22 protein-coding genes are annotated in these 23,729 nt (G+C 61.3%); 13 read left to right on the plus strand and 9 right to left on the minus strand.

The features are described 5' to 3' along the window. The first annotated feature begins 40 nt into the window (after positions 1-40). From B348_RS0110605 to B348_RS0110625, 5 genes are all read left to right on the plus strand, one after another. Positions 41-703, plus strand: coding sequence for an amino acid ABC transporter permease (locus B348_RS0110605; RefSeq protein WP_017736100.1), 663 nt, complete (start codon positions 41-43; stop codon positions 701-703). Between the two features lie 6 nt (positions 704-709). Further along, positions 710-1,369, plus strand: coding sequence for an amino acid ABC transporter permease (locus B348_RS0110610; protein WP_017736101.1), 660 nt, complete (start codon positions 710-712; stop codon positions 1,367-1,369). Beyond that, positions 1,362-2,087 (plus strand): amino acid ABC transporter ATP-binding protein, encoded by a 726-nt coding sequence (locus B348_RS0110615; RefSeq protein ID WP_017736102.1) that lies wholly within the window; start codon positions 1,362-1,364, stop codon positions 2,085-2,087. Before B348_RS0110610 ends, B348_RS0110615 begins: the two co-directional genes overlap by 8 nt. Positions 2,088-2,203: 116 nt before the next feature. Beyond that, positions 2,204-4,027 (plus strand): serine hydrolase, encoded by a 1,824-nt coding sequence (locus tag B348_RS0110620; protein WP_017736103.1) that lies wholly within the window; start codon positions 2,204-2,206, stop codon positions 4,025-4,027. A gap of 17 nt (positions 4,028-4,044) precedes the next feature. Further along, entirely contained in the window at positions 4,045-4,836 is a 792-nt protein-coding gene (locus B348_RS0110625) for a MipA/OmpV family protein (protein ID WP_026136716.1), read from the plus strand. Between the two features lie 151 nt (positions 4,837-4,987). On the opposite strand, the gene B348_RS0110630 is transcribed toward B348_RS0110625, so the two are convergent. Next, positions 4,988-6,265: an ATP-binding protein gene (locus B348_RS0110630; protein ID WP_017736105.1), complete on the minus strand. Its 1,278-nt coding sequence runs from the start codon at positions 6,263-6,265 to the stop codon at positions 4,988-4,990. Continuing rightward, positions 6,266-6,973 carry a winged helix-turn-helix domain-containing protein gene (locus B348_RS0110635; RefSeq protein WP_017736106.1) on the minus strand — a complete coding sequence of 236 codons (708 nt, stop codon included), beginning with the start codon at positions 6,971-6,973 and terminating at the stop codon, positions 6,266-6,268. It abuts the gene before it with no gap. A gap of 156 nt (positions 6,974-7,129) precedes the next feature. Between B348_RS0110635 and B348_RS0110640 the strand changes: the two genes are divergently transcribed. Beyond that, complete coding sequence (locus B348_RS0110640) at positions 7,130-8,329, plus strand: MFS transporter (protein ID WP_017736107.1); 1,200 nt, start codon at positions 7,130-7,132, stop codon at positions 8,327-8,329. Here B348_RS0110640 and B348_RS0110645 read toward each other — a convergent pair. Then, positions 8,285-8,887, minus strand: coding sequence for a tRNA-(ms[2]io[6]A)-hydroxylase (locus B348_RS0110645; protein WP_017736108.1), 603 nt, complete (start codon positions 8,885-8,887; stop codon positions 8,285-8,287). The two genes, B348_RS0110640 and B348_RS0110645, sit on opposite strands and share 45 nt — an antisense overlap. Positions 8,888-9,039: 152 nt before the next feature. Between B348_RS0110645 and B348_RS0110650 the strand changes: the two genes are divergently transcribed. Further along, a complete protein-coding gene (locus B348_RS0110650) occupies positions 9,040-9,903 on the plus strand; it encodes a universal stress protein (protein WP_017736109.1) in 864 nt (287 codons plus the stop codon). A gap of 121 nt (positions 9,904-10,024) precedes the next feature. Here the strand turns inward: B348_RS0110650 and B348_RS0110655 are convergent, their stop codons facing one another. Beyond that, positions 10,025-10,495 (minus strand): DUF1289 domain-containing protein, encoded by a 471-nt coding sequence (locus tag B348_RS0110655; protein WP_017736110.1) that lies wholly within the window; start codon positions 10,493-10,495, stop codon positions 10,025-10,027. 397 nt (positions 10,496-10,892) lie between these two features. Between B348_RS0110655 and acnB the strand changes: the two genes are divergently transcribed. Beyond that, complete coding sequence (acnB, locus tag B348_RS0110660) at positions 10,893-13,502, plus strand: bifunctional aconitate hydratase 2/2-methylisocitrate dehydratase (protein WP_017736111.1); 2,610 nt, start codon at positions 10,893-10,895, stop codon at positions 13,500-13,502. 47 nt (positions 13,503-13,549) lie between these two features. Here acnB and B348_RS0110665 read toward each other — a convergent pair whose 3' ends face one another. Both B348_RS0110665 and B348_RS0110670 read right to left on the minus strand, forming a co-directional pair. Further along, positions 13,550-15,193: a SulP family inorganic anion transporter gene (locus tag B348_RS0110665; RefSeq protein ID WP_017736112.1), complete on the minus strand. Its 1,644-nt coding sequence runs from the start codon at positions 15,191-15,193 to the stop codon at positions 13,550-13,552. 307 nt (positions 15,194-15,500) lie between these two features. Further along, on the minus strand, positions 15,501-16,778 hold the full coding sequence (locus B348_RS0110670) for a serine/threonine transporter (RefSeq protein WP_026136718.1): 1,278 nt from the start codon (positions 16,776-16,778) through the stop codon (positions 15,501-15,503). 385 nt (positions 16,779-17,163) lie between these two features. Here B348_RS0110670 and B348_RS0110675 point away from each other — a divergent pair, with 385 nt between their 5' ends. Next, positions 17,164-17,688 (plus strand): cysteine hydrolase family protein, encoded by a 525-nt coding sequence (locus tag B348_RS0110675; protein ID WP_017736114.1) that lies wholly within the window; start codon positions 17,164-17,166, stop codon positions 17,686-17,688. A 4-nt stretch (positions 17,689-17,692) separates the two neighbouring features. Here the strand turns inward: B348_RS0110675 and B348_RS0110680 are convergent, their stop codons facing one another. Both B348_RS0110680 and B348_RS1000000131540 read right to left on the minus strand, forming a co-directional pair. Beyond that, positions 17,693-18,025 carry a hypothetical protein gene (locus tag B348_RS0110680; protein WP_017736115.1) on the minus strand — a complete coding sequence of 111 codons (333 nt, stop codon included), beginning with the start codon at positions 18,023-18,025 and terminating at the stop codon, positions 17,693-17,695. After that, positions 18,022-18,360, minus strand: a complete 339-nt coding sequence (locus B348_RS1000000131540; protein ID WP_157356497.1) for a hypothetical protein — start codon at positions 18,358-18,360, stop codon at positions 18,022-18,024. The genes B348_RS0110680 and B348_RS1000000131540 overlap by 4 nt, the downstream gene beginning before the upstream one ends. A 180-nt stretch (positions 18,361-18,540) precedes the next feature. On the opposite strand from B348_RS1000000131540, the gene B348_RS0110685 reads away from it, so the two are divergent. The 3 genes from B348_RS0110685 (at position 18,541) to B348_RS0110695 (ending at position 21,468) form a co-directional block, all read left to right on the plus strand. Then, positions 18,541-19,494, plus strand: coding sequence for a 2-hydroxyacid dehydrogenase (locus tag B348_RS0110685; RefSeq protein WP_017736116.1), 954 nt, complete (start codon positions 18,541-18,543; stop codon positions 19,492-19,494). Between the two features lie 129 nt (positions 19,495-19,623). Further along, the gene (locus B348_RS0110690) at positions 19,624-20,691 is read left to right on the plus strand and encodes a phosphotransferase family protein (RefSeq protein ID WP_017736117.1); all 1,068 of its coding nucleotides are present in this window, start codon (positions 19,624-19,626) and stop codon (positions 20,689-20,691) included. 9 nt (positions 20,692-20,700) lie between these two features. Beyond that, positions 20,701-21,468, plus strand: coding sequence for an SDR family oxidoreductase (locus tag B348_RS0110695; RefSeq protein ID WP_017736118.1), 768 nt, complete (start codon positions 20,701-20,703; stop codon positions 21,466-21,468). Between the two features lie 215 nt (positions 21,469-21,683). Here B348_RS0110695 and B348_RS0110700 read toward each other — a convergent pair whose 3' ends face one another. Next, entirely contained in the window at positions 21,684-22,127 is a 444-nt protein-coding gene (locus tag B348_RS0110700; protein ID WP_017736119.1) for a carboxymuconolactone decarboxylase family protein, read from the minus strand. Positions 22,128-22,271: 144 nt separating this feature from the next. On the opposite strand from B348_RS0110700, the gene B348_RS0110705 reads away from it, so the two are divergent. Continuing rightward, complete coding sequence (locus B348_RS0110705) at positions 22,272-23,705, plus strand: PLP-dependent aminotransferase family protein (protein ID WP_017736120.1); 1,434 nt, start codon at positions 22,272-22,274, stop codon at positions 23,703-23,705. Positions 23,706-23,729: the final 24 nt, after the last annotated feature.

Here is a 23,729-nt window from a genome sequence, read left to right on the forward strand (position 1 = left end):
GAGCGGCGCACCTTGGCCGCTCTTGCCCGGAGCCTGCGTTATGTTCGGATATACGTTTTACTGGTCAATGGTGTGGGACAAGCTCCCCGAACTCGTCGACGGCGCTCGGACAACGCTTGCGCTGACCGTGCTGTCGATGGTCATCGGCACATTGATCGCCCTTGCGCTGACCCTGTTGCGGCGCCAGGAAAAAGGCCTCGGCCATGCACTGGCCACAACCTGGGTCGAAGTCGCCCGCAACACCCCGGCACTCTTCCAGGTCTACATGATTTATTTTGGCCTGGGCGCACTGGGGCTGCACTTTTCCAGCTACCTGGCAATGCTGTTGGCGTTGTCGTTCAACAACGCGGGCTACCTGGCCGAGATTTTTCGCGGCGGGCTGCAGGCCATTCCAAGGCAACAGCACACGGCCGCCAGATCCCTGGGGCTCTCGTCCTTCGCCGCCTACAGGCACGTGGTCTTTCCACAGTTGTTCAGGGTCGTCTATTTCCCGTACGTCAACCAGCTCAACTGGGCGCTGCTCAACAGTTCGCTGGGCATGATCATCGGCCTGCGCGAACTGACGGGCGCCACCCAGGCAGCTCAATCCGAATCGTTCAGGACGTTCGAGTTTTTTATCGTCGCCGCCGGGATGTACTACGTGATGTCCAAGCTGATCGAGGGCGGCGCCCGACTGACCTTCTGGCGCGTGTTCAAGGGGTAAGCCACCATGCAATTTCAACTCGCGTATTCGGGCCTGCACTGGGGTGATGTTGAGTTCGTGCTGAAGGGGATCTGGCACACCCTGCTGCTGACGTTACTGGCAACGTTTTTCGGCAGCCTGCTCGGCGTCCTGATCGGCTGGCTGCGCCAGGAGTTCAGGGTCGCCCGTCTTGCACTGGCCCCCTGGGTCAACGTCATCCGCAGTATTCCGCTGATCATCCAGTTCATTCTCGCCAACAGCTTTTTCGCCATGGCCGGTTTTGCCCTGAGCCCGCTGCTGATCGGGGTGGTCGTCCTCAGCCTGTACATGGGCATGTTGACCTCGGAGCTGGTGCGCTCAGGCCTGCAATCGGTGCGCCCGCAGTTGAAGAAGGCCAGCCGCTCACTCGGGCTGGGCTACTGGCAGGAGTTGCGCCATATATCCGCCCCACTCGCCTTTCGCACGCTGCTCCCAGGCTGGATTGGCACGGTGATCGGCCTGACCAAGGACACCGCACTGGTGAGCGTGGTGGGCTACATCGAACTGCTCAGGGCCTCGCAGATCCTGATCAACCGCTCAAACGAGGCACTGCTGGTATTGGCCGGCACCGGGCTTTTCTATTTCGCCATCTGCTATCCCATTTCGCGCTACAGCCGCCATCTTGAAAAGGTACTGCACCATGATTGATATCAAGGACGTCCGCAAAAGCTTTGGCCCTGTTGAAGTCATCAAGGGCATCACCCTGACAATCCGCAAGGGCGAAGTGTTGTGCCTGATTGGCGCCAGCGGCTCCGGCAAGTCCACTTTGCTGCAGTGCATCAATGGCCTGGAACCCATCCAAGCGGGCAGCATCCTGGTCGATGGCACCGATGTACACGCCAGGGGCACCGACCTGAACAAGCTGCGCCAGAGACTCGGCATTGTGTTTCAACAGTACAACGCATTCCCCCACCTCAGCGCACTGGAAAACGTGGCCCTTGCGCCGCGCCTGGTGAAGAAGATCCCCAAGGCCCAGGCACTGGAACTGGCCCATGACCACCTGGCGTTCGTCGGCCTCGAGAACCGCGCCGACATGCGCCCCGCAAGCCTTTCCGGCGGCCAGCAGCAACGCCTGGCGATTGCCCGCGCCCTGGCCATGCAGCCTGACTACATGCTGTTTGACGAAGTGACGTCCGCCCTCGACCCCGAACTTGTGGGCGAAGTACTGGACACGATCCGCAAGCTCAAGGAGTCGGGCATGACCATCATCATGGTGACCCACGACATCGCCTTCGCCCGCGAATCCGCAGACCGAATCGCCTTCTTCGACAATGGTTTGATTTGTGAAGTGGGCGATGCCCGGCAGGTGGTGAGTGCTCCGAGGGAAGAGCGCACTCGGCAGTTCCTCCAACGTGTTCTGCACTGAGCCTGCGCAACTGCTGCATTAACAATCTTTGACAGTTTCCCGACAAAGCCCTCAAAGACTGTCAACCGGCGCGCCCCTAGCATTCGAGCATCCAAACCACCACCCGGGTGCTCTCCATGTTTCGCATATTGCGCAGTATTGCGCTGCTGAGCTGCCTGCTGGGCAGCGTCGGTTGCCAAGGGCAGCCACCGGCCTCGCCGCGCATACAAAAGGGCGATTACGGCGCGATCATCCGGCACCTGCAAACCCGTATTCCCCAGGAAATGGCCCGACGCAATATCCCAGGCCTGTCGATTGCCCTGGTCAATGGTCAGGAACTGATCTGGGCACGCGGCTTTGGCCTGGCCGACAAGGCCCACGGTGTAGCGGTAACCCCCAACACCGCCTTTCGCGCCGGCGGTATCGCCAAATTGCTTACCGCCACGGCGGCGCTGCAATTGGTCGAGCAACAGCGCCTGGGGCTGGATGTGCCGATCCAGCAAGCCTTGGGCGAGTTCCATGTGCGCTCGCGCTTTCATCCAGACCAGGACGCGGCAGACCGTGATATCACCCTGCGCCGCTTGCTGAGCCACCAGTCCGGCCTGCCCAGCGAACACCTGCGCGACCTGCACAGCACCTTCGCCATGGGCCTGATGCCGCTACGCCTATCCGGTGTGTGGCTTAGCAGCCCGCCGGGTTCACAAGTGGCGTATTCCAACCTTGGCTATGCGCTGGTGGGCGCCGCCATTGAGCGCAGCACCGGCAAGAGCTTTGAAGCCCAACTGCAAAACAGCCTGCTCAAGCCCCTGAAGATGAGCCAGTCGAGCTTTATCGGGACCGGCACGACCCCTGGCTTTCGCGCGCTGGGGTACCAGGATGGCAGTGCGAGCACCGATGCGCAGGTTCGCGACCTGGCCGCCGGAGGCTTGTGGACCAGCCCGAAGGACCTTGGCCACTACGTGCAGATGCTGTTTGCCCAGGGTTTGTACAAAGGTGAGCGAGTGCTGAGCGCACGTTCCATCGACGAGATGTTCACCCAACAAAACACCGGCAACGCCCTCGACTTCGATTGCCAGATTGGCCTGGGCTGGTTCCTGGCGCCGTGCGGCGATGAGCCCGTCGGCCCCGGCATCCGCACTTATCAACATAGCGGCGGCGGTGATGATTTTGCCGCGCAGTTGACCTTGCTGCCGGACCAGCAACTAGCCGTCATCATCATGGCCAACGACAGCAGCGCCGAAGACCTGGTCGCCCGCCTGGCCACCGATGCCCTGCGCCTGATGCTCCAGGCGCAAACCGGAGAACCGGTGTGTGGCGACGGCTGTGAGGCACCCAGCCACGGGCTCAAGCTGCGTCACGTGCCCGCCGCCATCGACCGCAAGCGCCTGGCTGGGTTTTATGCCACCGCCTGGGGTGTATTTCGTATCCGCGATGCCAATGATCGCTTGTACGGCGAGCTGGCCGGGTTCGACTTCGAGCTGTTGCGTGACGAACAAGGCTGGTTGCGCGCGCAAAAACGCGTACTCGGTTTATGGCTCAAGGACCTCGGCGAATTGGGTCGCGTGCAGTTGGACATGGTCACTGTACAGGGGCGCCAAATGCTTACCGCCCGCAGCCACGGCCAACGTATCGCCATTGGCGAGCGCATCGACCCGCCGCCCCTGCCCCAGGCATGGGCCGACACCATCGGCACCTATCAGGTCCTCAGTACCCATGAGCCCGACGCGCCATTGACCGGCATCAACGTGCGCCTGGAGCAAGGCTTTCTGGTGATTCGCGGCCAATTGCACGACGAACCACTGACCGATTACATCCTGCTACCCGTCGACAACGCCCACGCGGTACTGGCCGGCAACGGCTACGGCCTGGGCGATACCGTCAGCCGCCAAGTCAATGGCCTCAGCGCCTCCGGCTACGCGTTCAAACGTACCCACTCACCTCACCCACCCCTGAACCTCTGACACGGACGAACCCCCTGATGCGCTCTAGAAACCTATGCCTGTCCCTTTCCTCGTTGTGCCTGCTCGCTGCAGCCGAGCCTGCCATTGCCGAGGACTGGCAATACAGCCTCAAGGCCGGCGTCGGCAACGCACCCCGCTACAGCGGCAGCGACGAACGCATGACCGCGCCGCTGCTGGGCGGCAAAATCGTCAGCCCCTGGGGGATTTTCCTCGACACCGACAAGGGCCTGGGCTGGGGCTACGAAGGCAACGCCCTGAGCTTCAGCACCTATATCGGCGCCAGCGCTTCACGCAAGGATAAGAACGAGTCGATGCATGCCGGCTCCAAGCGCCTCAAAGGCATGGGCGAAATCAAGTCACGCGCGCAAGTAGGCGTGAGCGCCAGCTACAACCTCGGCGGCGCCATCGTCGGTGCGACCCTGGAACACGCGCTCAAGGACGATGACCACAAGGACACCGGCAAGGCCTACACCCACCTGGAACTGAGCCTGGGCACCAACCTCTATGACGGCCGCTACGGCTCGGTCGATGCCAGCCTCAGCAGCCACTTTGGCGACCGTGAATACCTGCAGACCTGGTACGGCGTGACCACGGGCCAGGCCGCACAAAGCCGGTTCAAGGCCTACAAGGCCGGTGCAGGCAATATCAGCAACGGCATGAACCTGGTGTGGAGTTTGCCGATCAGCGAGCACACCCAATTCTCCACCTTGCTCGATGTGCAGTACCTGGCGGACGAAGCGGGCAAGAGCCCGATTGTGGAGCGGCGCTTGCAGACGTCGGTGATGGGGGTGCTGGAATACACGTTCTGATCTGGCAACCCAATAAAACCTTGTGAAAACAAACACTGTGGGAGCGGGCTTGCCCGCGATAGCGATAGATCAGTCAATACATCTGTTACTGATAGATCGCTATCGCGGGCAAGCCCGCTCCCACAGTGGATCTTCACATTATTCAAGGGTGTTACTCGGCATACGCCCACGTCATCCGAAACGACGCGCCGCCCCACTCCGAATCCAACACCTCCACTTGCCCGCCATGCCACTGCGATACCCGCTGCACCAGCGCCAAACCCAGGCCAAAACCACCGGTACGGCGATCACGGCTGGCGTCCAGGCGCATGAACGGTTGGAAGATCTTCGCCCGCCCGTCCTCGGGCACGCCCGGGCCGTCGTCGCACACCCGCACTTCATAACCATTGCCGAACTTGACCAGCGACACTTCCACGCGCCGCTCGGCGTACCGAATGGCATTGCGCAGCAGGTTGATCACCGCCCGCGCCATGAAGCGTGGTTCGATCTGGATAACGTCCACTTCACAGGTCCGCAACGACAGCTGCACACCCGCCGCCTCGGCCTCCAGCGCAACGCTGCCGATCACGCTGTCGAGCCAGCTGTGGGCCTCGATGCTTTCCCGGGTGACCTGGGTCGCGCCGCGCTCCAGGCTGGCATAGGTGAGCAGCTCGGAAACCATTTCTTCCAGCTCGCCAAGGTCGGCATACATGTCGGTGATCAGCGCGCCACGCAGGACCGGGTCAGCCTGTTGCTTGAGCTGGTCGAGCTCGAACGACAGGCGCGCAATCGGCGTGCGCAACTCATGGGAAACCGCGTTGGTCAGTTCACGCTGGTTGGCGATCAGGCTTTCGATGCGCTCGGCCATCTGGTTGAAGTGACCGGCCAGTTCACGCACGGTGGAGCGGCGCGGCAGCAGGATGCGTGAGCCAAGGTCGTTGTCGCCAAAACGCTGCGCGGCCAGGCGGATATGTTCCAGGTCCCGCCAGTGCGGGCGCACCCAGAAATACAGGACGATGGCCAGGCACAGGCCGAGGAACCCATAGGCCCACAGGTACAACCACTTGGGTTCTTCCGGGAGCTTGATTTCCAGCAGTTGCGAACCGCCGTCGATGTTGGCGATGAATTCCATGAAGTCGCCACGCACCACCAATTGTCCGGCCGCCAGCAATTGCTGTTCGCGGGAGTTCAGCTTCAGCTGATCACGCGCCACCAATTTCAGGTGCAGCCCGTAATGGCTTTGCAACTCAGCCAGGCGCGCCTCCCGGCCCGCCTCTGGCACGGGGCGCAATTGCTCCACCAAGCCATACGCCGGGCCGCGCATGGCTTCGCGGTTATAGGTTTCGTTGGCTTCGGGCAGCAACTCGTCAAAGGTGTAGTTGACCAGCCAGATGGCCCCCGCCAGACCCAGCGCGAGAATCACATACAGGCGCAGAAACAGCCGCAGCATCTAGACCTCCCACGCGAACGGATTGAACAGGTAACCCTTGCCCCAGATGGTCTTGATACACACCGGCTCACGGGGGTTGTCGTTCAGCTTGCCGCGCAGCTTGCTGATGTACACGTCCACGCTGCGATTGAGGCCGTCAAAGGCGATGCCGCGCATACGGTTGAGGATGTCATCGCGAGACAGGATCGTGCCCGAGTGGCTGGCCAGCAACCAGAGCAATTCGAACTCCATGGTGGTGAGGTCGATCTTCTCCTCGCCCAGGCTGACTACCCGGCACGTGCGATCAATGGCCAGCCGGCCGAACGCCAGGGAGCCGCGCACCGTGGGTTCAGGCACTTGGCGCCGCTGCAAGGCGCGCAAACGCGCGAGCAGTACCGGCGGTTTGATCGGCTTGATCACATAGTCGTCGGCACCGGACTCCAGGCCCAGGATGTGGTCCAGGTCGTCCTCTTTGGCGGTGAGGATGACGATGGGTGTGTCTGAGACGTTGCGGATGCCGCGGCACACGTGCAGGCCGCTCTGGCCCGGCAACATCAGGTCGAGTACGACAATCTTCGGCTTGAAATCCAGGAATGCCGCCAAGGCCTCATCGCCCCGGTGCACCACCCGCACGTCAAAACCATGCTGCGACAGAAAATGTGCAATCAGCCCTGCCAGTTTCTCGTCGTCTTCAACGAGCAATACCTTGCCCAGACCCAGGTTTTCCATAAGTTCTCAGTGTGCGACGCAGATTGAAGTGCAGGCATTATAGGTGGCAAGCTGGGCAACTTAAGCAACTGGCCAGCACGGCCCGACGAAGCTTCATGCTTTTAAGACTTTTTAACAAATAGCCTGCAATCTTTAACGCCATTCACAGGGAGTTGTATGCGCAAGGATTACCTGGCGTTTTTTGTCTCGCTGTTCCTGTCGCGGCTGGCGGATCAGATCCTGCTGTTTATCGTGCCGTTGATCGTCTTCCAGACCACCGGCAGTGTTGCCTGGGCCGGACTGGCGTTCTTCGTCGAATCGCTGCCGCGCTTCCTCGCGTTTCCGCTGTGCGGGGCGTTGTGCGACAAGTACCCGCCGGTGCGTATCCTGCATATCAGCCAGGTCTATCGGGCGCTGGCCTGCGTGGTGGCAGTGGCGCTGTTCGGCCTGTTCGACGGCATCTACTGGATCGTATTGCTGTCGGCTGTGTGCGGGGTGTTGACCACCCAGGGCATCATGGCCCGGGAAGTGCTGATGCCGCATATCTTCCAGCAGTACAGCTATGCCAAGACCCTGTCCTATTCACAGATCGCCGACCAAAGCGGGCTGGTGCTCGGCCCCCTGGTGGCGGCGCTGATGCTGGACGTCTGGGCGTGGCATTGGGTAGTGCTGGGGATTGCCGGGCTGTTTGTGCTGGCGGACGTGGCGATGCGCGTGTGGCAGCGTTCCAGCACGGTCGTCCCGGCCGTTTTCGAGCAGCATCGGGATATCTGGGTGCAGCCGCTGCGGATTGCGTTCGGGCATATCGGCAACCTCGCCGGGCTCAAGCGCCTGATTGCGTTGACCATGGGCGTGAACCTGATCATCGGCGTCACGCTGGCCACGTCAGCCGCGATGGTCACGGGCCTGTACGTCGCCGGCAAAGACGCCTACGCCTTGCTGCAAGCGGCCGGCGCACTGGTGACCATCGTCATTCTGTTCTACCTGGCGCGCGCCACCTTGCCATTGAAGCTGCTCGGCGGGCTTTCCTACGCAATGATTGCCCTGGGCGCGCTGATCATGGCGATCAGCCCCACGCTATGGCTGTATTCCCTGGGCTTTTTGCTGGTGATCGGCTTCGACAAGATGTACAGCGTGTACATGCGCAGCGTGCGGCAGCAGGTGATTCCCGTGCAGGACTTCGGCAAGACCGTCGGTGTGATCACCTTGCTCAACAACCTGCCACAACCGCTGGCGGGCCTGGTGATTGCCGTGTTGGCCGCGCCCCTGGGCGTGCAAACGGTGATCCTGCTGCTGGCAGGCATCACCGCGTTGATTGGCGTGGCCGTCGCCTCAGGCTGGTACGCCACTGTGAAAGCGGAACTCGACGTCGGGTGACTCGATCAATTCCTGCTCGGCTGCCCGCACCCGCTCGATCACCAGAGGCACGTCTTTGGCGTCGCCGTACTGGTAGGCCAACTTGAGGTAGCCCTGGAAGTGGCGCGCCTCGCTTTTCAGCAGGCCGAAGTAGAACTTGCCGAGTTCTTCGTCCAAATGCGGCACCAGTGCTTCGAAACGCTCGCAACTGCGCGCCTCGATAAAGGCGCCGACCACCAGTGTATCCACCAGCTTGACCGGCTCGTGGGTGCGCACGATTTTACGCAAACCCGAAGCGTAACGCCCGGCGTTCAGTTGGCGCAGTTCGACCTTGCGCTTTTTCATCAGACGCATGACTTGTTCGTGGTGCACCAGCTCTTCCCGGGCCAGGCGCGACATCATATTGATCAGGTCGACATGGCTGTAGTACTTGGCGATCAGGCTCAGGGCGGTGCTGGCGGCTTTGAATTCGCAGTTCTTGTGGTCGATCAGCAGGGTTTCCTGATCGGCCAAGGCCGCCTGGACCCAGGCGTCGGGGGTGCGGCAGCCGAGGAATTCGTGGATTTCGGGCAGGTTCATCGGGCTCACGGGCAAAGGATCACAAAAGGGCGCCGATTATACCGACCACGCCGCAGACCACCAGCCACTGGCCTTGATGTGTATCAACATGACGTGCGCCGGGCAGCAACTATAGTTGTTCCATGCCCCCCTTTTTCATGGAGAACCCGAACATGCAAGCCATCCGCAGCATCCTGGTGGTCATCGAGCCCGAGCATTCGGAGAGCCTGGCCCTCAAGCGCGCCAAGTTGATTGCGGGGGTGACCGGCGCGCACCTGCATTTGCTGGTCTGCGACAAGAAGCATGAGCATTCGGCGCTGTTGAGCCTGCTCAAGGCCGGCTTGCAGGAAGACGGCTACAGCGTCACCACCGAACAGGCATGGAATGACAGCCTGCATGAAACCATCATCGATGTGCAGCAGGCTGAAGGTTGTGGGCTGGTGATCAAGCAGCACTTTCCCGACAGCCCGCTGAAAAAGGCATTGCTGACCCCCGCTGACTGGAAGCTGCTGCGCTATTGCCCGACGGCGGTGCTGCTGGTGAAGACATCGACGCCGTGGGCGGGCGGCGTGATCCTGGCGGCCATCGATGTGGGCAATACCGACGCAGAACACCGTGAACTGCACGCGGAAATCGTCGGCCATGGTTTCGACATCGCCAGCCTGGCCAAGGCCCAACTGCATGTGATCAGCGCCCATCCCTCGCCGATGCTGTCGGCGGCGGACCCGACGTTCCAGCTCAAGGAAACCATCGAGGCGCGCTACCGCGAGCAGTGCCGGGCCTTCCAGGCCGAATTCGATATCGATAACTCAAGGCTGCACATCGAGGAAGGCCCTGCCGACGTGCTGATTCCCTTTGCGGCGCACAAGCATCATGCCGCCGTCACCATCATCGGCACGGTGGCGCGTACCGGCATTTCCGGCGCGTTGATCGGCAATACGGCGGAGGTGGTGCTCGACAAGCTGGAAAGTGACGTGTTGGTGCTCAAGCCGGCGAGCCTGATGGATCACCTGGAAGAGCTGGCGGCCAAATCCTGAGGGCAACGAGGATCAAAATGTGGGAGCGGGCTTGCCCGCGATAGCGGTGGATCAGTTGGCAAATCTTTGGCTGACACACCGCAATCGCGGGCAAGCCCGCTCTCACAGGGGTCCTGTGTCGTCAGTCAGCAAACACATCCCTGAGGAACCCCGGCGCGATATAGCGCTGGTAATGCGCCTCGGACAGGATAAAAAACTCCCGATCAATCGCATCACGCAAATCCGGCAAGGCCCAGTCGCGAAACTCCGGCAACAGCACCATGCCATAGGCCTCCAGGTTGGAAATCACCCGCGCGCCCCGCGCAATCAACTGGTACGCCCAGCAATACTCCGACTGGTGCGGCACGAAGCGGATCTTGCGTTGTTCCAGCTGGCCGCGCAGGGTCTTGGGGTCGAAAACCTCCAGCTTGCCGGCCATCACCTGCACCAACAGCTGCTCCAGGCGCAGCCAGACCGCACGTTTCTCTTCTTCGTTATAGCCATTCCACTGGATCACTTCGTGGTGGAAACGCTTGCAGCCACGGCACACGAGATCGCCGTAGACCGTGGAGCACAGGCCTACGCAGGGGGTCTTGATGGTTTGGTTGGACATGGGCAACAACACGCAAATCAGCGAAACAATGCGCCATGTTAGCCCTTTGTCTAACCTCTATCACCCTGCAAACTTGGTTAGGCAACTTACCTTTAGATTTTTTTTGCCGTAGAATCATCCGGCCTTGTAAGGCGCCAATAATCCGCTGGAAGCTGTTTTCAAAGCGTCACGAGCACAGTCGTTCCTTCAGAACGGTGTTGGCGATGGTCAATGACTCGGTAGGTCAATGCCCTCGCCAACCCTCATCAGCCCCGTTCTGCAGGCGTAAAACTTTGAAAGCAGCTTCTGTGAGGAATGCCGGCAGCGCTGGCTTTGCGGCCCAAAAAGCCCCCGAGCGCATGCGTGCCGTTCATTTCTGGATGAGCGTCCCGTGGGACCACTGATGAGGGTAATAACTGTGCTTGAAGCCTACCGCAAACATATCGAAGAGCGTGCAGCCCTGGGTATCGTTCCCCAGCCGCTTAACGCCGAACAAACCGCAGGCCTGGTCGAGCTGCTGAAAAATCCTCCGGCTGGCGAAGAAGAATTCCTCGTTGACCTGATCACCAACCGCATTCCACCTGGTGTTGACGAAGCTGCCTACGTCAAGGCCGGTTTCCTGTCTGCCCTGGCCAAGGGCGAAGCCACTTCCCCCCTGATCAGCAAACAGCGCGCTGTTGAACTGCTTGGCACCATGCAAGGCGGCTACAACATCGTGACCCTGGTCGAGCTGCTGGACGATGCCGAGCTGGCACCTGTCGCCGCCGCCCAACTCAAGCACACCCTGCTGATGTTCGACGCGTTCCACGACGTGGCCGAAAAAGCCAAGAACGGCAACGAGCACGCCAAAGGCGTGATCCAGTCCTGGGCTGACGGCGAATGGTTCCGCAACCGCCCTACCCTGGCCGACAAGATCAGCCTGCGCGTATTCAAGGTGACCGGCGAAACCAACACCGACGACCTGTCCCCTGCTCCCGATGCCTGGTCCCGTCCTGACATCCCGCTGCACGCCCTGGCCATGCTGAAAATGGCGCGCGAAGGTATCGTGCCGGACGAGCAAGGCAAGACCGGCCCGATGAAGCAGATCGAAGAGATGCGCGGCCAAGGCTTCCCGATCGCCTACGTCGGTGACGTGGTCGGTACCGGTTCGTCGCGTAAATCGGCGACCAACTCCGTACTGTGGTTCTTCGGCGACGACGTCCCTTACGTGCCGAACAAGCGCGCTGGCGGTTTCTGCTTCGGCACCAAGATCGCTCCAATCTTCTACAACACCATGGAAGATGCCGGCGCACTGCCAATCGAATTCGACGTTTCCGACATGCACATGGGCGACGTGATCGACCTGTACCCGCATGCTGGCAAGGTCTGCAAGCACGGCACCGACGAAGTCATCACCACCTTCGAAATGAAGACCCCGGTGCTGTTGGACGAAGTCCGCGCTGGCGGCCGTATCCCGCTGATCATCGGCCGTGGCCTGACCGACAAGGCGCGTGCCGAACTGGGCCTGGGCCCTACCGACCTGTTCAAGCTGCCTGAAGCACCTGTCGACACCGGCAAGGGCTTCACCCTGGCACAGAAAATGGTCGGCAAGGCGTGCGGCCTGCCAGAAGGCAAAGGCGTTCGTCCTGGCACCTACTGCGAGCCGAAGATGACCACCGTGGGCTCCCAGGACACCACCGGTCCAATGACCCGTGATGAACTCAAAGACCTGGCGTGCCTGGGCTTCTCGACCGATCTGGTGATGCAGTCCTTCTGCCACACCGCGGCTTATCCAAAGCCGATCGACGTGACCACCCACCACACCCTGCCTGACTTCATCATGACCCGTGGCGGTGTATCGCTGCGTCCAGGCGACGGCATCATCCACAGCTGGCTGAACCGCATGCTGCTGCCGGACACCGTCGGTACCGGTGGTGACTCCCACACCCGTTTCCCGATGGGCATCTCGTTCCCGGCCGGTTCTGGCCTGGTCGCGTTCGCCGCAGCCACTGGCGTCATGCCACTGGACATGCCGGAATCGATCCTGGTGCGCTTCAAAGGCAAGATGAAACCTGGCATCACCCTGCGTGACCTGGTTCATGCCATTCCTTACTACGCGATCCAATCGGGTCTGCTGACCGTAGAGAAGAAAGGCAAGAAGAACGCCTTCTCCGGCCGCATCCTGGAAATCGAAGGCCTGAACGACCTGACGCTGGAACAGGCTTTCGAGCTGTCCGACGCCTCGGCTGAACGTTCGGCTGCCGGTTGCACCATCAAGCTGTCGAAAGAATCCGTTACCGAATACCTGAACTCCAACATCACCCTGCTGCGCTGGATGATCGGTGAAGGCTACGGCGACCCGCGTACCCTGGAACGTCGCGCCCAAGCGATGGAAGCCTGGGTTGCCAACCCGGAGCTGATGGAAGCCGATGCCGACGCGGAATACGCCGAAGTCATCGAGATCGACCTGTCGGAAATCAACGAGCCTATCCTCTGCGCGCCAAACGACCCGGACGATGCCCGTCTGCTGTCGAGCGTTGCCGGCGAGAAGATCGACGAAGTGTTTATCGGTTCGTGCATGACCAACATCGGTCACTTCCGCGCTGCCGGCAAACTGCTGGAACAGGTCAAGGGTCAGCTGCCAACCCGTCTGTGGCTGTCGCCGCCGACCAAGATGGACGCTCACCAACTGACCGAAGAAGGCTACTACGGTATCTACGGCAAGGCTGGCGCGCGCATGGAAATGCCGGGCTGCTCGCTGTGCATGGGTAACCAGGCACGTGTCGAGCCGAATTCGACCGTTGTGTCGACGTCGACCCGTAACTTCCCGAACCGTCTGGGTGACGGCGCGAACGTCTACCTGGCTTCGGCTGAGCTGGCGGCAGTGGCTTCCACACTGGGTCGCCTGCCGACCGTCGAAGAGTACATGGGTTACGCAGCGAAACTGGACACCATGGCCAGTGACGTCTACCGCTACCTGAACTTCGACCAGATCGCCGAGTTCCGCAAGATCGCAGCAAGCGCCAACATCCCGGTGATTCAAGCCTAAGATGTTGATGTAAAAGACGCCGCGTATCCCACGATACGCGGCTTTTTTTATGCCTGGGATTTGGCCAGTTGCACCGCGCCATCCACACTCAAGCCGCTGAGCAGCACCTGCGGTGGCAACGCCTCGGGCAAGCCCTGCAACACTTCACGGGCGCCATGCCGCACGCGCGCCAGCACCAGGCGCTTGCCCTCCGCGCGCACCTGCGCAAAAAACGCCGCCAGTGCTTCGATGCTGGTGCCGTCGAGGTTGGGGGACTCCTCCAGGCTCAGCACCACCACCTCCACTGACGATTGCCGCATCAGGCGCAACGCCGCACCCAGGATGCGCTCGGCATTCGCAAAAAACAGCGCTTCGCTGGGCCGCACGATCAGCACGCCCGGCACTGGCGACGCATCCGCATGGTGCTGTTGATCAACAAAGTCATGGCTATCGCCAAGGCGGCCCAGCACTTGGATATCAGCCGATGACATCTGACGCAGCATCAACACCACGCTGATCGCCACCGCCAGTAACAAGCCATCCAGCACGCCAAGCACCAGCACCGCCGCGACGGCGCAGATCACCAGCAGGCGGTCACGCCGCCAAATGAAGTAGCGCCCCAAGGGTTGCAGGCTCAAGCCGCGACCCAACGCGTAGATGACAATGGCAGCGAGCACTGGCTCCGGCGTCAGCGCGACATAAGGCAGCACTGTCAACACAATCACCAACACCACGAACGCCGCGACGATACCGGCCAGACGCGAACCGGCGCCGGCCGCTTCATTCGCCGAGGTCGCTGAATACCCGGCACCCGCTGGCATACCGTGAAACAACCCAGACACCAGATTGGCCGCCCCCAACGCCAGCAAGTCGCGATTGGAGGACACACGGTCGCCGTGTTTAAGCGCGAACGAGCTGATGGAACCGTAGGACTCCGCGTACAGGATCATCACCAAGGCAAACGCCAATTCGCCCAGGCGCAGCCAGTCGGCGAACGGCAGCACCGGAAAATGCCCCAGCTCAAGGCGCAGGTCGATCATGCCGATCAATCCGACGCCATGGCCCTCAAGGTTCAGGTATTGCCCGGCAACAATCCCCAGCACCACCACCAGCAACCCGCCCGGCAGGCGCGGAATGCGCGCGCACAGCCACAGCACGCCCAAGGCCACCACCGCCACCAGCGCCGCCGGCCAGTTCCAACTTGGCCACTGCTCCAGCAATTGCGGGAGGAAGCGGATCAGGTTGTTGTCGCTCAGGTGTACGCCCACCACGCCCGCCAACTGCTTGAGGATGATGGTCAACGCCAGGCCGAAGGCAAAGCCGCGCGACACGGGCTTGGCAATAAACGAGGTGACGCCACCCAGCTTGAACAACCCGGCCAGCAGGAAAAACACCCCGGTCACCAGCACCAGCCCGAACGCCAGGGACAGGCGCAACGCCGGGTCATCACCGGCCAGGCTGGCGGTGGCTGCGGCCAATACCGCTGCCGACGACGACGTGGCCGAGACAATCGCAAAGCGGCTGGTGCCCAGCAGGCCGTAGCACAGCAACCCGGCAAACAAGGCGATCACCCCGGCCTGGGGTGGCAGTGCGGCAATGCTGGAATAGGCCACCGCCTCGGGCAGCAACAGCCCGGCGATGGAGAGCCCGGCGAGCAGGTCTTGGGTGCGGGTAGAGGACGCGACAATGGCGGGAGGGGTTTGAGTATTCAATCGGGCCAACCTTCGGGGTTTCCAGGGCAGAAACCCATAAGCCGACAAGCTTAGCCCTCATTGCCGGGTCACAGGTTGATCCCCGTCCACAAAAACGCCGATCAACGAAACGCCGCGTATCGCAAGATGCGCGGCGTTTTCTATTGCCCGGAATACTGTAGTTGCAGCACCACAAACCAAAAGTGGGAGCTGGCTTGCCTGCGATGGCGGTGTATCAGTCACCCATACAGTGACTGAACTACCGCTATCGCAGGCAAGCCAGCTCCCACAATTTAGAACTCTACCGTCCTAGAGACCGTACTCAGGCTCAAGGAATCAGCGAATACACCACCGCCGTAATCGCTACCAGGCCTACCGCCGTAACAAACACATTGGACGCCTGCCCACGGTACTTGGCCATGGCCGGCACCTTGCGAATCGCGTACATCGGCATCAGGAACAGAATCGACGCAATCACCGGGCCGCCCAAGGATTCGATCATGCCGAGGATGCTTGGGTTCAGCGTGGCGACAATCCAGCACACCACCAGCATGAACGCGGCGGTCATGCGGTCCAGAGTCTTCGGTGCCGGGCGGCGGCCGGTCTTGACCACCAGGCCCTTGAGGCCTTCGCTGGCGCCGATGTAGTGGCCCAGGAACGACTTGGCAATCGCCACGAACGCGATCAACGGCGCGGCAAACGCGATGGTCGGGTTGTCGAAGTGGTTGGCCAGGTACGACAGGATCGACAGGTTCTGCGCTTTCGCCTCGGCCAGTTGCGCCGGCGACAGGGTCAGCACGCAGCTGAACACGAAGAACAGCACCATCACCACCATCAACAGGTGCGCGCGGGACAGGATCTGCGAGCTGCGCTCATCGGCATGCACGCCGTACTGGCGCTTCTGGTCCACCGCGAAGGCCGAGATGATCGGCGAGTGGTTGAACGAAAACACCATCACCGGAATCGCCAGCCACAGGGTGCTGAGCAACGCCGAGGGCTCCGGCACCACGCTGGCGGTGCTGAGGATGCCACCGGTCCAATGCGGGATCAGGTACACCGCGAGGAACAGCAAGGCGACGATAAACGGGTACACCATCAGGCTCATCGCCTTGACGATCACTTGCTCACCGCAACGCACCACGGCCAGCAGGCCGAGGATCAGCACAAACGCCAGGATCGCCCGTGGCGGCGGCATGATGTGCAGTTGGTGTTCCATGAAGCTGCCGACGGTGTTGGTCAGTGCGACGCTGTAGATCAGCAGGATCGGGAAGATCGCAAGGAAGTACAGCAAGGTGATCATTGCGCCGGCGGTGATGCCGAAGTGCTCTTCGACCACGTCGGTGATGTCGGAGCCTTCACGACCGGACAGGACAAAGCGGGTCAGGCCACGGTGCGCGAAGAACGTCATCGGGAATGCCAGCAGCGCCAGGATCAACAACGGCCAGAAACCGCCCAGGCCAGCGTTGATGGGCAAAAACAAGGTGCCGGCGCCAATGGCCGTGCCGAACAGGCCAAGCATCCAGGTGGTGTCCTGGCGGCTCCAGCTTGTGAGGGTTGCAGGTGTCGATGCATAGCGTTCGTCAACGCTATTGGCCTGATCATTCATCCGGTCGGATCTCCGCATTTACACGGCCGGGACGAGTCAGAAAAACCTGACAGGCAGCGCCCCGACCATAGAAGGGGCGCGATTGTCCGGGATTCTTGTGAATAAGCAAAGACTTAGCTGAGGAACGGTGGCGTGGTATATCGACACGCCGCACCCAAGTCAGACACATTTGTTGACAACCTGGCGTCGATCTCAGCATGATCGGCCCATGAACTTTATCCAGCTGCACCTCACCCGTACCACCACCACGACCGCTAACGGCGGGTCGCGCGGTGGCTGTGGGTGGTCAAGCTAAACACCTCACAGATTCAACCCAAGGCCCCGCCAGCAATGGACGGGGCCTTTTTATTGCTCCGCCCACCTGGCAATCACAAGGAGCAACACCATGGCTGACGCCCTGCTGATCATCGACATGCAAACTGGTCTCTACGACGGCCCGGAGAAGCCTTTTGAGCGCGCACGCGTACTCGCCACCATCAACCAATTGATCCTTCGCGCCCGCAACGCCAACGCGCCGATCTTCGTCGCCCGCCACACCGGCCCAGAAGGCTCGCCGATCGCAGCGGGCAGCCCGCTGTGGCAGCTGTGGCACGGCCTGGACGTGGATGAGTCCCGCGACCACCTGTTCAATAAAACCCGCCCGAGCTGTTTTCTGGGGACTGACCTGGCGCAGCAACTGAATGCGGCGCAGATCAACGAACTGGTGATCGTGGGCATGAAAACCCAATTCTGCATCGACACGACTTGCCGAGTGGCGGTTGAGCTGGGGTTCTCGGTGGTGCTACCCGAAGATGGCCACACTTGCATGGACACTCCAGCGCTCAACGCGCAGGCGATCATCGAGCATCACAATGCGACGTTGGCGGGGGCGTTTGTGAAACGGGCCAGGGCTACGGATATTTGGGGTTGATCGGCTAAAAAGCTGAGCTTCCTAAAGGAAAATTGTGCAGCTCGCCCTTTATGGCGTTCTGCGCAATATCCAGCTTCTCAAGAAGTTCGGCCGTTTCGTGAGCCGTCAGTGCAACAACAGGACGGCTCCAATCAAAATTCCTGATGACATTTATCCGAAAGCCTCCCGCAGCATCGAATTCCGGGTACCAACCCACATCCAGTAGGAATCCGCCGGCAAATTCAACCTGAAGCATGTCTTCTTTCAGCAGATCGACCTGCTCCGACACAGCGCTCGCCTGCAGCAGCGACAAGTCATCGTGAGTAATCGTGCCACCGGCGAACTTGAGTGGAATCAATTTGTTAACCTCCTGAATTCCTGTTCAGAAATAGGATGACCATGGATAGCGCCACCGCTCAGTTCTATTCGAACCCAGCGGCTGAGTTTGCCTTGGCAGGCACCGATACAGTGTTGATGTTCCATCACTTTCCAAGGCCTCCCATTGGTGGTTTGCGTCCCATTTTTATAGGCCTCTCTTTCAAGTATTTCAATAGCAATACCTGGCCTGTACTTGGCCGCACCGTCCAAGGTTCCGGCAATGACTGCCCTCCAGGGTACAGCGATCGAAGGGTAGTGTTTGTATCCATACGGGCTCCATTGAATCTCTTCTTCGAGCGTTGCAGGAACAGGCATCCATGTCGTCTCTGCTAGAGGGAAAGTCCGTAAAGTCTGGGCCAGCAAATACACCCAGGACGAACGGCCAGGAAATTCAGAATGGCCTTACGCAAGAAGAAAATTTTCTATCTCAGTAAAACGCTCAGTCTTACAAATCCCGCATACTCCCCCCTCAAACCCTTCAGGAAGAGCCTTCCGATGTCCATCACTGTTCTGGTTCTGGTTGAAACCATCAACGAATACCTGCACATCATCGAAAACGATGACTTCCACGTGATTCTGGCGCCGACGCCCGCCGAACGCGCCCAGGCCATCAAGGCCCACGGTGGCCAAATCAAAGCCGTGCTGACCCGTGGCCCGCTGGGTTTGTACGCCGAAGAAATCGCCGCCCTGCCCCTGCTGGAAATCATCTGCGTGATCGGCGCCGGCTACGAACATGTGGACCTGCAAGCCGCCAGCAATCGTGGGATCGTCGTCACCAACGGCGCGGGGGTGAACGCACCGTCAGTGGCCGACCACGCCATGGCGCTGCTGCTGTCGCTGGTGCGCGGCATCCCGCAGACCGACGCCGCCGTACGGCGCAACGAATGGCCCAAGGTCATGCGCCCGTCCCTGGGCGGCAAGCAGCTGGGCATTCTCGGGCTGGGTGCCGTGGGACTGGAGATCGCCAAGCGCGCGGCCCTGGGTTTCGGCATGGAAATCAGCTACCACAACCGCCAGCCGCGCGATGATGTGGACTACACCTACTGCGCAACAGCCGTGGAGCTGGCGCGCACCTCGGACTTCCTGATCCTCGCCACGCCCGGCGGCGCCAGCACCCGCCACTTGATCGATCGCCACGCCCTCGACGCACTCGGGCCCAATGGTTTCCTGGTCAACATCGGACGCGGCAGCGTGGTCGTCACCGCCGACCTGGTGACCGCCCTTGAGCAACGCCGCATCGGTGGCGCAGCCCTGGACGTATTCGACGACGAACCCCAGGTACCCGACGCCCTCAAGCGCTTGAGCAACACCGTGCTCACCTCCCATGTCGCCGGCCTGTCGCCGGAAGCCGCCCACGACACCGTGCAGCGCGTGGCCGACAACCTGCTGGAGTACTTCGCCGGTCGCCCGGTACTCACGCCCGTCGCATTGCCCCCGCCCGCAAAATGACCGATCAGGCACGCTGATCATCATCCAACACGCTAACCTATTAAGCCGCCCCGACCTTGTCGCTGGGCGGTGGTGCGCATTAGATTAGGAAATAGTCCGAGGCCTTTAGAATAAGCAGAAGGGATAAGCATGGCGCTGAACGACCAATCGACCCAGATCCGAGCAGGCGAAGAACTTGATGCCAGCCTGATCGATCCCTACCTCAAGGCCCATATCCCCGGCCTGAGCGGCACGCCGACCATCAGCCAGTTCCCGGGCGGTGCGTCCAACCTGACTTACCTGCTGGAATACCCCGGCCAGGAATTTGTCCTGCGCCGCCCGCCCTTCGGCCACAAGGCCAAGTCCGCCCATGACATGGGCCGCGAATACCGCATTCTCAACCAACTCAAGGACGGCTTTCCGTACTGCCCCAAGGCCTACGTGCATTGCACCGACGAGTCGGTGATCGGCGCCGAGTTCTATGTGATGGAGCGCGTCAACGGCATCATCCTGCGCTCCGACCTGCCGCCCGAACTGGGCCTGGACGCCGCCAAGACCGAGGCCCTGTGCAAGAGCTTTATCGACAAGTTCGTCGAACTGCATCAGGTGGACTACACCGCGTGCGGCCTGGCCGACCTGGGCAAGCCCGAGGGTTATGTGGCGCGGCAGATCCGCGGCTGGAGCGATCGCTACGAAAAAGCCCTGACCCCCGACGCCCCACGCTGGGACGCCGTGCGCACCTGGCTCAACGAGAAGATGCCGGCCGACCACCCGACATCGAGCATCGTGCACAACGATTACCGCTTCGACAACGTGATCCTCGACCCGCACAACCCGATGCAGATCATCGGCGTGCTGGACTGGGAGCTGACCACCCTCGGCGACCCGCTGATGGACCTGGGCAATACCCTCGCCTACTGGATCGAAGCCGCCGACCCGGCACCGGTGCAACTGATGCGCCGCCAGCCGAGCAACGCTCCGGGCATGCTCACCCGCCGCGAGTTCGTCGACTACTACGCCGAACGCGCCGGCATCCAGATCGACAATTTCGACTTCTACTACACCTACGGCCTGTTCCGCCTGGCCGGCATCGTGCAGCAGATCTACTACCGCTTCTTCCATGGCCAGACCCAGGACAAACGCTTTGCGCAGTTCATCCACATGAACAAGCTGCTGGAGCAGATGAGCCTGAATGTGATCGCTAAATCAGCCCTCTAAGGAACCCCCATGTCCAAGACCAACCTGTTCGACCTCGACGGCAAGATTGCCTTTGTTTCCGGCGCGAGCCGTGGCATCGGTGAAGCCATCGCCAAGTTGCTGGCCCAGCAAGGCGCCCACGTGATTGTCTCCAGCCGCAAGCTGGACGGTTGCCAGCACGTGGCCGACGCGATCATCGCCGACGGCGGCAAGGCCACGGCCATTGCCTGCCACATCGGTGAAATGGAGCAGATTGCCCAGGTGTTCGCCGGCATTCGCGTACAGTTCGGTCGCCTGGACATCCTGGTCAACAACGCCGCGACCAACCCGCAGTTCTGCAACGTGCTGGACACCGACCTCGGCGCGTTCCAGAAGACCGTGGACGTGAACATTCGCGGCTACTTCTTCATGTCGGTGGAAGCCGGCAAGCTGATGCGCGAGAACGGCGGTGGCAGCATCATCAACGTGGCGTCGATCAACGGCATCTCCCCGGGCGTGTTTCAGGGCATCTACTCGGTGACCAAGGCAGCCGTGATCAACATGACCAAGGTGTTTGCCAAGGAATGTGCGGCGTTCGGCATTCGCTGCAACGCCCTGCTGCCGGGCCTGACCGACACCAAGTTCGCCTCGGCACTGGTGAAGAACGACGCCATCCTCAAAACCGCGCTGGCGCAGATCCCGCTCAAGCGCGTCGCCGACCCGAGTGAGATGGCGGGTGCGGTGCTGTATCTGGCGAGCGATGCGTCGAGCTACACCACCGGCGTTGCGCTGAATGTGGATGGTGGGTTTCTGTCCTGAGCCTGTGGGAGCTGGCCCACCGCTATCGCAGGCAAGCCAGCTCCCACCTTTAATCTCCATCAGCAGGCAGAACGCGCTCGGCTCCAACTCCCAAAGCCAGACCACAACCCCACCAACACCACAAATCCCCTGTGGGAGCTGGCTTGCCTGCGATGACGGCAGCACAGCTGGCAAAGTACCTGACTGGCCCACAGATTGAGCTCTGCTCAGCCCAATCAAACATTCGGCGGTTGCTGGCGAAAGCTCACCGCCAAGCGGTTCCAGCCACTGATGCTGGACACCGCCATGGTCAGGTCCACCAGTTCCTCCTCGCTGAACTGCACGCGCACGGCGGCAAACAGTTCATCCGACACCTGGGAGGTGGGCAACGTCGCCACCGACTCGCTCCAGGCCAATGCGGCCTTCTCCCGCGCAGTGAAAAACGGTGAATCGCGCCACACGCACAGCGCAAACAAACGCCGCTCGGTCTCACCACGCTGGCGTGCCGCCATCGAGTGCATGTCGGTGCAGAAGCCACAGTGGTTGAGTTGCGACACGCGGATCTTGATCAACTCCAGCAACGGCTGTTCGATCGACAGGCCAAAGGTGTTCGCCTCCAGCATCAACATGGCCTTGAGCGCTTGCGGGGACGCGGTGTAGTAATCCAGGCGGGGTTCCATGGGGTGCTTCTCTGAAATGACACCCCAGCCTAGAACCCCCACGGCATAAGCCCTATAGCCAATCGGCCGGTTTATGCGCAGACCATTTTGCAGCCACCGCGCCAGCGCGTAGTCTTGGCGCAGACTGAAGCCTTGGGATACAACATGGAACTGCACGTCGTGATCAACGGCCGCAAGGATCTGGCCGAACAGCTGTACCAGCAACTGCGCGAAGCCATCAGCTCCGGGCGCCTCGCCGCCGGTGCGCAATTGCCGCCGAGCCGCTTGCTGGCCGAACAGTTGGGTGTGTCGCGCAAGACCGTGTCCGACACCTACGCCACCCTGACCTACGAAGGCCTGCTGGTGGGCAAGACCGGCCGCGGCACCTTCGTCAACGCCCATGCGCCGCAGGCGGAACGCCCGCAATCGGCCACCGACCTGGCCTGCGCCGCCAGCCTGGCCCGGTGGCAATCACTGCCCTCACCCATGCGCCACCCCACGCGCGACAGCACCTTGCGCTACGAATTTATCGGCGGCGCCACCAGCCGCAATCAGTTCCCCCAGGATGAATGGCGGCGCTGCACCCAGGATGCGTTGCGACGCATTGCGCAGAACAGCGGTTTCTACAGCCAGCCCGAAGGCCTGCCCGCCCTGCGCAGTGCCATCGCCGGGCATATCGCGTTCTCCCGCGGCGTGAAATGCCGTGACAGCGACATTGTGGTCACCAACGGTGCGCAGCAAGCGCTGGACCTGATCGCCCGCGTGGTGCTGGAACCGGGCAGCATCGTCGCCATGGAAGACCCCGGCTACAGCCCCGCACGCCAGCTGTTCGTGGCGATGGGAGCCAGCGTCGCCAGTGTGCCGGTGGACGAACAGGGTATCCAGGTCGATAAGATCCCCGACGGCACGCGCCTGATCTACGTGACGCCGTCCCACCAGTTCCCCCTCGGCATGCCCATGAGCCTGCCACGCCGCGAAGCCCTGCTGGCCCGCGCCTTCGAGCTGGGGGCGATCATCATCGAAGACGACTACGACAGCGAATTCCGCTACGAAGGCCGCCCCACCGATTCCCTGCAAAGCATGGACAACCGTGGCGTAGTGACCTACGTCGGCACCTTCTCCAAAACGCTATTGCCCGAGCTGCGCCTGGGCTACGCGGTGCTGCCGCCGGCAATCCATGGCGCCGTGCTCAAGGCCAAGCAATTGACCGACCAGCACAGCTCCACCTTGCCGCAATGGGCCCTCGCCAAGTTCATCAGCGAAGGTTACCTGCTCAAGCACATCCGCCGCTGCCACACCGTGTATGCCGGGCGCCGTGAACGCATCCTGCAACGGCTGGCCGGGGACTTGTCGCCCTGGTTCGAAGCGGTACCCACCGTGGCCGGGTTCCACATGGCGGCGCTGTGCAAGGTGGCGATCGATATCCCGCTGCTGATGCAGCTGGCGCGCCAGGTGGAAGTCGGCTTGTACCCACTGGAGGTGTTTTTCCATGACGCACCGGTACGCCCGGGCTTGATCATCGGCTTTGGCGCCATCGAAACCCTGGACATCGACCCGGCCCTGGACCGGGTGCGAGACATCCTGCTGCAGATTGGCTAGGGGATTTACCGCCGGATTGGTCAT

Source organism: Pseudomonas sp. CBZ-4, from assembly GCF_000346755.1.
Classification (GTDB): Bacteria; Pseudomonadota; Gammaproteobacteria; order Pseudomonadales; family Pseudomonadaceae; genus Aquipseudomonas.

Coding starts and splice junctions, on each gene's coding strand:
- B348_RS0110605 (WP_017736100.1), top strand. CDS start 41: ATGTTCGGATATACGTTTTACTGGTCAATGGTGTGGGACAAGCTCCCC.
- B348_RS0110610 (WP_017736101.1), top strand. CDS start 710: ATGCAATTTCAACTCGCGTATTCGGGCCTGCACTGGGGTGATGTTGAG.
- B348_RS0110615 (WP_017736102.1), top strand. CDS start 1,362: ATGATTGATATCAAGGACGTCCGCAAAAGCTTTGGCCCTGTTGAAGTC.
- B348_RS0110620 (WP_017736103.1), top strand. CDS start 2,204: ATGTTTCGCATATTGCGCAGTATTGCGCTGCTGAGCTGCCTGCTGGGC.
- B348_RS0110625 (WP_026136716.1), top strand. CDS start 4,045: ATGCGCTCTAGAAACCTATGCCTGTCCCTTTCCTCGTTGTGCCTGCTC.
- B348_RS0110630 (WP_017736105.1), bottom strand. CDS start 6,265: ATGCTGCGGCTGTTTCTGCGCCTGTATGTGATTCTCGCGCTGGGTCTG.
- B348_RS0110635 (WP_017736106.1), bottom strand. CDS start 6,973: ATGGAAAACCTGGGTCTGGGCAAGGTATTGCTCGTTGAAGACGACGAG.
- B348_RS0110640 (WP_017736107.1), top strand. CDS start 7,130: ATGCGCAAGGATTACCTGGCGTTTTTTGTCTCGCTGTTCCTGTCGCGG.
- B348_RS0110645 (WP_017736108.1), bottom strand. CDS start 8,887: ATGAACCTGCCCGAAATCCACGAATTCCTCGGCTGCCGCACCCCCGAC.
- B348_RS0110650 (WP_017736109.1), top strand. CDS start 9,040: ATGCAAGCCATCCGCAGCATCCTGGTGGTCATCGAGCCCGAGCATTCG.
- B348_RS0110655 (WP_017736110.1), bottom strand. CDS start 10,495: ATGTCCAACCAAACCATCAAGACCCCCTGCGTAGGCCTGTGCTCCACG.
- B348_RS0110670 (WP_026136718.1), bottom strand. CDS start 16,778: ATGAATGATCAGGCCAATAGCGTTGACGAACGCTATGCATCGACACCT.
- B348_RS0110675 (WP_017736114.1), top strand. CDS start 17,164: ATGGCTGACGCCCTGCTGATCATCGACATGCAAACTGGTCTCTACGAC.
- B348_RS1000000131540 (WP_157356497.1), bottom strand. CDS start 18,360: ATGCCTGTTCCTGCAACGCTCGAAGAAGAGATTCAATGGAGCCCGTAT.
- B348_RS0110685 (WP_017736116.1), top strand. CDS start 18,541: ATGTCCATCACTGTTCTGGTTCTGGTTGAAACCATCAACGAATACCTG.
- B348_RS0110690 (WP_017736117.1), top strand. CDS start 19,624: ATGGCGCTGAACGACCAATCGACCCAGATCCGAGCAGGCGAAGAACTT.
- B348_RS0110695 (WP_017736118.1), top strand. CDS start 20,701: ATGTCCAAGACCAACCTGTTCGACCTCGACGGCAAGATTGCCTTTGTT.
- B348_RS0110700 (WP_017736119.1), bottom strand. CDS start 22,127: ATGGAACCCCGCCTGGATTACTACACCGCGTCCCCGCAAGCGCTCAAG.
- B348_RS0110705 (WP_017736120.1), top strand. CDS start 22,272: ATGGAACTGCACGTCGTGATCAACGGCCGCAAGGATCTGGCCGAACAG.